Raw genomic sequence first — 7,273 nt, forward strand, 5'->3', positions numbered from 1 at the left:
AGAGACATAAAATCTTGCGTCTCTAATTTTTATTTTTCGCTTTTCACTAATTTTCCATTCTTCCAAACCATTGAAGGCTTCAATTTCCCTTGCTGATACAGAATTTCACGGAAATCATGGGTAGGAAAAGCAATAAAGTCTGCAATTTTACCTGAAGACAAAACCCCTCTATCCTCTACTTCCAAAGCATGAGCGGCTCTTACGGTAATTCCTGCCAAAGTTTCTGCCATACTTAATTTCTCTACTGCTCCATAAACCGCTGCCTGCATCAACAAGTCTCCCATAGGGGCAGATCCGGGATTCCAATCACTGGCAATAGCTAAACAGCCCCCATGATCTAACAATTTTCTACCAGGAGTAAAAGCACATCCAAGTCCAAGAGAAGCTCCAGGAAGGGCGGTTGCCACCACATCACTCATAGCCAAAAGCTCTATTTCATTTTCTGAACTTGCTTCCAAATGGTCTGCACTAACTGCCCCCACTTCAATTGCGACTTCGCTACCACCTGTAGAAAACTGATCAGCATGAACGGTAATGGAAAATCCCATTTCTTTTGCAGCTTTCAAATAAGGTACAGCTTCATCAGTAGAAAAAGCGCTTTCCTCAATAAAAATATCTACTCTTTTGGCAAGCTCCTGTTTTTTCACCTCCGGAAGCAAAACCTCTAAAATCTGCTGCAGGTATTCTTCCGGCACTCCATTAAAATCTTTTGGAGGCATATGTGCTGCCAGACAGGTAGATATTAGATCTATTGGGTTGGAATCATTTACTTCTTTAATAGCATGAAGCATTTTTATTTCACCTACTACATTTAAGGCATAGCCACTTTTCACCTCACAAGTAGTCACCCCTTCTTTCAGCAATCGATGGGCTCGCTTGTTTATTCCGTCCTTCAGCGATTCCAAGGATGCCTCGCGGGTTTTTGTCACCGTATCCCATATTCCACCACCACTTCTAGCGATTTCCAAATAACTCTTACCTGCAACCCGCATAGCATAATCCCTAGCTCTTGAACCTCCAAAGCAAATATGAGTATGACTATCCACCAAGCCGGGCATTAGTACATAATCCTCTTCCAAGTACTCAATAGCCCCATTTAAAGCAGGGATCTCTTTTTCTAACTCTATGAAATCGCCAATTTCAACAATTTTATCCCCATTAATCAAAATTCCGGCCTGATAAATCACTTCTAAATCTTCATCTGCAAGAGCACCTTTAAGAGGAAGGTGATCCATTGTTAATACTTGGGTAAATGGGCCAATCAGGCGATAGCGACTTTTCTTTAATGTTTCCATAATAATTCGGAATTAAGAATTCTTTTGGTCTGAATTGAGATTTTTAGGATTAATGGTCATTAGGGTTTATCAATCCTATTAAATTAAAAATCCCATTATCCATTAATCCTATTAATCTTTTTCAAACGAATCTAATTACAAATCAAGTCCAAATTCTTTACCTACTTCAATGGCTTTTTCATAACCAGCATCTGTGTGACGTAAAACTCCCATGGCTGGATCGGAATGTAAAACACGAGTCAAACATCTTTCTGCTCTATCCGTTCCGTCGGCTACGACAACCATACCCGCATGCTGAGAATAACCCATTCCTACTCCTCCTCCATGGTGGAAAGAAACCCAAGTTGCTCCCCCACTTGTATTGGCCATAAGGTTTAATAAAGGCCAATCGGAAACTGCATCGGACCCATCCTTCATTCCCTCCGTTTCCCTGTTTGGAGAAGCTACAGAACCACAATCCAAATGATCACGGCCTATAACAATAGGAGCCTTTACTTTTCCACTTCTTACTAATTCATTGAAAATAAGACCTGCTTTTTTACGCTCACCAAGACCTAACCAACAAATACGGCATGGAAGTCCCTGGAAAGCTACTTTTTCTCCGGCTTCATCTAACCATTTGATCAATAACTTATTTTCGGGAAATGCTTCTCGCAAAGCTTGATCCGTTACCCTGATGTCTTCAGGATCTCCCGAGAGAGCAGCCCAACGGAAAGGCCCTTTTCCTTCACAAAAAAGTGGACGAATATATTCGGGAACAAAACCATTAAAGTCAAAAGCATTGGCCTCCCCACCTTGTTGAGCAAATTCCCTTAAATTATTTCCATAATCAAAGGTTTTTGCACCTCTGGCCTGTATCTGAAGCATAAGATTTACATGGCGAGCCATACTCTTCAAAGACTTCACTTTATAAGTTTCCGGATTCTCATTTCGTAATTGCTCGGCCTCCTCCAGAGATAAACCATTAGGCACATAGCCGTATACCGGATCATGTGCTGAAGTTTGATCGGTTAAAACCTCAGGAATAACATTATCAGCCAAAAGCTTCTCTAACATATCCCCAGCGTCAGAAACCAATCCTACGGAGATATTTTCTCCCTTTTCTTTTGCTTCTAAGACCCAATCTCTGGCTTCTTCATAAGAATAAGTCATGCGATCGATGTAGCGTGTCTCCAATCTCTTTTTAATCCTTTCCGGATCAACATCTGCCCCTAGAAAAGTAGCTCCAGCCATAGTTGCCGCTAGCGGTTGAGCACCTCCCATTCCACCAAGACCAGCTGTTACTACTAATTTACCTTTCAGGTCACCATTAAAATGTTTTTCCCCACAGGCAGCAAATGTCTCGTAAGTACCCTGAAGAATACCCTGGCTACCAATGTAAATCCAGCTGCCAGCAGTCATTTGGCCATACATCATTAAACCTTTATCCTTCAATTCTTGAAAATGTTCCCAATTAGCCCATTTTGGAACCAGGTTAGAATTTGCAATCAATACCCTTGGAGCTTCCGGGTGAGTCGGCAGAATACCTACAGGTTTTCCGGATTGTACCAATAAACTTTGGTCATCCTCCAACTCTAATAGGCATTTGATGATTTTCTGTGCGGCGTCCACGTTTCGGGCTGCCTGTCCTGTACCCCCGTAAACCACTAATTGGTTGGGGTCCTCCGCCACTTCTTCATCCAAGTTATTTAAGAACATTCTCAATGCTGCCTCGGTTTGCCAGGATTTTGCATGTAAAGTATTTCCTGTTGGGGCCTTATAATGGGGATGATTTGCGTATTTCTTAATAAATTCCGAATAATTCATGATACTCACCATTTAAGTTAATTCCTTCATTTTTAGCTGCTACTTCAGCCACTTTCACAATTTCTTTATTGACAATCATTTGTCGGGCCACTTCAATGTCATCGGCAAAAACCCTGTCCATAGAAGCATGTTCAATTTTTTGACGTACGGCCTGATGTACGGCCTCAATTATTTTTCCGGATTTCAAAGGCTTGCGGAAATCAAAAGCCTGAGCTGCACAAAACAGCTCCACTGCCTGAAGTTTTTCCAGATTTTCAATTATTGTCAAGGCTTTTCTGCCACTAATAGATCCCATGCTCACATGATCTTCCTGCCCTAAAGAAGTTGGTACACTATCAGCACTAGCTGGAAAACAGAGACTCTTGTTTTCACTTACCAGGGCAGCCGATGTATATTGAGGAAGCATAAAGCCGGAATTTAACCCTGTCTCTTCAACCAATAATTTAGGCAAACCATCAATTTTCCCTTCCAGAGAAAGGTAAATCCTACGATCAGCAATGTTTCCAACCTCAGCAGCTGCTAATGCCGCATAATCCAATGGAAGTGCCATGGGCTGACCATGAAAATTACCTCCACTAATAGTTTCTTTCTCAGAAAAGATAATTGGATTGTCCGTGACAGCATTTAATTCCACCTCCAATAACTCTTTCAGATGGAGCCAAGCATTTCTTGAGGCCCCATGTACTTGTGGCATACACCTCAAAGAATAAGGGTCCTGAACCCTTTCACACCCTACGTGAGATGCAACAATTTCAGAGCCTTCCAACATGGTTTTTAAGCGGTGGGCAACATGTTTATTTCCAATAAAAGGCCTTAGTTTGTGAAGTTTGGCCTGAAACGGTTTAACTGAACCCATAAGACCTTCCAACATCAATGCCCCCAAGATATCGGCAGTGTCCAAACAATTTTTAAGTTTTTCTAACACTTTAATACCATAGCCAGCAATAAACTGAGTCCCATTGATTAGAGCTAAGCCTTCTTTAGGGCCCAAGTCAATAGACTTCAGTCCTTCCTTTTGGAACACTTCCTGCATGTCCATCACTTGTCCCTTATATTGCACATTTCCTAAACCTATTAAAGGAAGGAAAAGGTGAGCCAGGGGTGCCAAATCTCCAGAAGCTCCCACTGAGCCTTGGGAGGGAACTAATGGAATCACATCATTATCAATATGCCAAATGATGCGTTCAATCGTTTCAATGGCTATACCTGAATAACCCTGTGCCAAAGAATGAACCTTAAGGATTAACATTAACTTAGCAATCTCCTGGGGAATAGCCTCCCCCACTCCCACACTGTGGCTCTTCAGAATGTTATATTGCAAAGTTTTTGTATCCTCAGGTGAAATTAAGGTAGTACAAAGGGGGCCAAAACCGGTATTTACTCCATAAACCACATCTTTGTTGGCAACGATGGTTTCCACATACTCCCTACTTGCCAAAATCTTCCCTCGTATTTCTTCATCTACAACTCCAAGACGGCTGCCTCTAGCAATTTCAAGGGCCAATCCTACACTTAACGTGTCCTTGCCATAAAGAAAGGTTTCCCTATTCATAATATGTATTTGTTTAAAATTTCTATTTTTTTCTCTTTTCTAACTCTTCAAAATTCATCTTTTACTATCAAAGAATCCCTGCTATTAGTAATCCCCTTAATTCTGCACCTCTATAATTTAAATTTCACTATTTAACTTTTCCGTCACTTTCGAAAAAATAAACTGCTCTTCCATGGCATCTTCTACTTCCTCTAAAGCCGATAATAGTACAGGACTATTTTTTCCCATGGAAAAAAGTTCTTTCATGGCATCTTCCAACGCGATCCAAATGGGTTTGACCCGCTCTAAAATGTCCCTCCCCTTAGGAGAAAAAGTAATCCATTTTTGCCGCTTATCTTCTTCATCGACTACCACCTTAAGTAGTTCTTTTTTCTCCAAAGTATTCACCATTTGGCTTATTGCCGAATGACTAACTTCCAGTTCTTCTGCTAAAGTTTTTAACGTTGATTTCTGCTTTTTATCTAACAAAAAGAATATGGGAAACCAGCTCGGCTCAAATTTAATCCCTTGTGATTGGTAAATTTTGGATACATCAGTAAGAAATTTATCACTCAATCGCTTTAAACGGGTTCCGAATAACAGTTCCCCCAGTTGTCTGTATAAGGTCATTAGGTAATTTTATATAAGTACTTATATAAGCACTTAAATATATTGGGTTGAAATTTCATCTGCAAAGAAAATAAACAAAAAAATGTTTAATCCCCTTTTTGAAACGAGTTAAAAAATGAGGGGAACAATGTCAAAGTCTCCTTGGCACCAAGGCATTTAACCCCAAAAATAATTCTATATTTTTCTTAATTAAAAAGCTTAAGATGGCCAAAATAATACCAATACCGGAATCAAGTAAGGAATTAGCAACTTCCACATTATTGGAGGACAGGAATTTATTCTTCTGAAAACATTTGTTTTAACAGGACGAATAAACACCCATTCCCTTTTTTCAACTTTGCCGGTAAAGCATTGCTTAATGATGGTTCTATTACCAAATTATCCAGCCAAGCAAGTAATTGATTATAGAAAGAACAATGCTAAAAAGCATTGCGGACCATAAACCACCCACTGAAAAACCAGATAAAAAACGACTCACAAGCAAAATCATAAGTGCATTAATTACCAATAAGAAAAAGCCTAAGGTAAGAATAGTGATGGGGATGGTTAGAAAAATAAGAACCGGTCTCAGTATTGCATTCACAATGGATATAAAAACACCTGCAACTACAGCGTCAAAATAACCTTTTACTTGGACTGAGGGCAATAAATAGGCCGTTAAATAAACGGCTAAACCATTCACTAGGACAGTAATTAATAAATCTGACATTTTGATTGAATATTTAAAAGCTTTCTGCAATTGAGAAAATCTTGAGGACAAAATCAAAATCCAAAACCGATTTTCTTGGATTAATTAAAAAAAGAAGCTTAAAGGTGTCAAAAATATACTTAAAGAATAAGAGTAGAGCTGTGGCCAATCACATCTCTATCGTAGAATTGGTTTTAGGATTTCTAAATTACCATCGATTGCCTGTTTATTATATTTTAATCCGAAAATATAAGCGATCAATGGGTAAACATTTACATTTTCAAATGCTTTTATCGTTTGGTGCTCTTTAAAAAGGGGCCCCTCAGCGTAAAAAATTCCTGACATTTCTTTGTTTATATATGGGTTGTAGCCATGTGTTCCCCTTCCAATTTTACCTCCTCGTACTGCCAAACTATAAGGACTTTCCGCCATAATAAGTAAATCCCCAATTCGATCATTATTTTTGAAATGTAAAGATTCCGGCACGTCCTCCTTCAAAAGTACTTTAAAATATTTTTTCATGTCTTCCAGATCTTTGTAAGCTTCAAGAATTTTAGCTTTATCCTGATCATAGACCATAAAAATGGTTGAACTTTTCGATACGTTTTCAAATTCTTTAAAATTTATATAATCCTCAGGAAAATCCACATAACGATAGTCCACTGGGGACATCCCATGATCTGACACCACCATCAAATTAACAGGAATATCTAATTCCTCTAATTTTTCCTTCAATCTCCCTATTACTTTGTCAATTTTTCTGACCGCATTTCCTGTCTCTTTGGAGTCTGGACCATATAAATGGCCGGCAGTGTCCACATCAGAGAAATAAAGTGTAATAAAATGAGGCCTTTCCTCCTCTGGTAATTTTAACCAGTCAATCACCTGGTTGATCCTTCGACTATTAGAAACTGAACCATCATAATGTTTATAGTAGCTTGGAAAAACACCTTGAATATTGGCTTCAGAACCCACCCAAAAGTAGGAGGCGGCTTTTACTCCTTGTTGTTCCGCCAAAACCCAAAGTGGAGTACCACCATACCAACTGCCATCTCTTACTGTAGCCTTGTCACGTACCCTATATTCACCTTTTCTTTCAGGATCATAAAATTCATTACCTACAAGTCCATGATTTTCGGGATACAAACCAGTGACTAAGGTGTAATGATTAGGAAAGGTTTTGGAAGGATAGGAAGGGATCAAGGCCTTTGCCTGAATATGACTTGCAATTCTTTTTAAATTTTCTGCATTATATTTTTCTGTATAATCGTACCGATAACCATCCAGAGAAATTAATATTACATAGGGCACTTCTTCTTTTTC

Annotated in this window: 6 protein-coding genes; all 6 read right to left on the minus strand. The window is 39.2% G+C overall.

Annotated features, from left to right (window positions below; translation table 11 throughout):
- Window positions 1-29: 29 nt before the first annotated feature.
- Window positions 30-1,295, minus strand: coding sequence for an imidazolonepropionase (gene hutI, locus E1171_RS11850; protein ID WP_155206217.1), 1,266 nt, complete (start codon window positions 1,293-1,295; stop codon window positions 30-32).
- Between the two features lie 135 nt (window positions 1,296-1,430).
- On the minus strand, window positions 1,431-3,101 hold the full coding sequence (hutU, locus tag E1171_RS11855) for a urocanate hydratase (RefSeq protein ID WP_155206218.1): 1,671 nt from the start codon (window positions 3,099-3,101) through the stop codon (window positions 1,431-1,433).
- Window positions 3,079-4,653 carry a histidine ammonia-lyase gene (gene hutH / locus E1171_RS11860; RefSeq protein ID WP_155206219.1) on the minus strand — a complete coding sequence of 525 codons (1,575 nt, stop codon included), beginning with the start codon at window positions 4,651-4,653 and terminating at the stop codon, window positions 3,079-3,081. The genes hutU and hutH overlap by 23 nt, the downstream gene beginning before the upstream one ends.
- 117 nt (window positions 4,654-4,770) lie before the next feature.
- Window positions 4,771-5,262 carry a MarR family winged helix-turn-helix transcriptional regulator gene (locus tag E1171_RS11865; RefSeq protein WP_155206220.1) on the minus strand — a complete coding sequence of 164 codons (492 nt, stop codon included), beginning with the start codon at window positions 5,260-5,262 and terminating at the stop codon, window positions 4,771-4,773.
- 370 nt (window positions 5,263-5,632) lie between these two features.
- Entirely contained in the window at window positions 5,633-5,971 is a 339-nt protein-coding gene (locus tag E1171_RS11870) for a phage holin family protein (RefSeq protein ID WP_155206221.1), read from the minus strand.
- 156 nt (window positions 5,972-6,127) lie between these two features.
- On the minus strand, window positions 6,128-7,273 hold a 1,146-nt coding region (locus E1171_RS11875), incomplete at its 5' end, for an alkaline phosphatase family protein (protein WP_155206222.1).

It is taken from the genome of Xanthovirga aplysinae (genome assembly GCF_009711365.1).
In the GTDB taxonomy this organism is placed as follows: Bacteria; Bacteroidota; Bacteroidia; order Cytophagales; family Cyclobacteriaceae; genus Xanthovirga; species Xanthovirga aplysinae.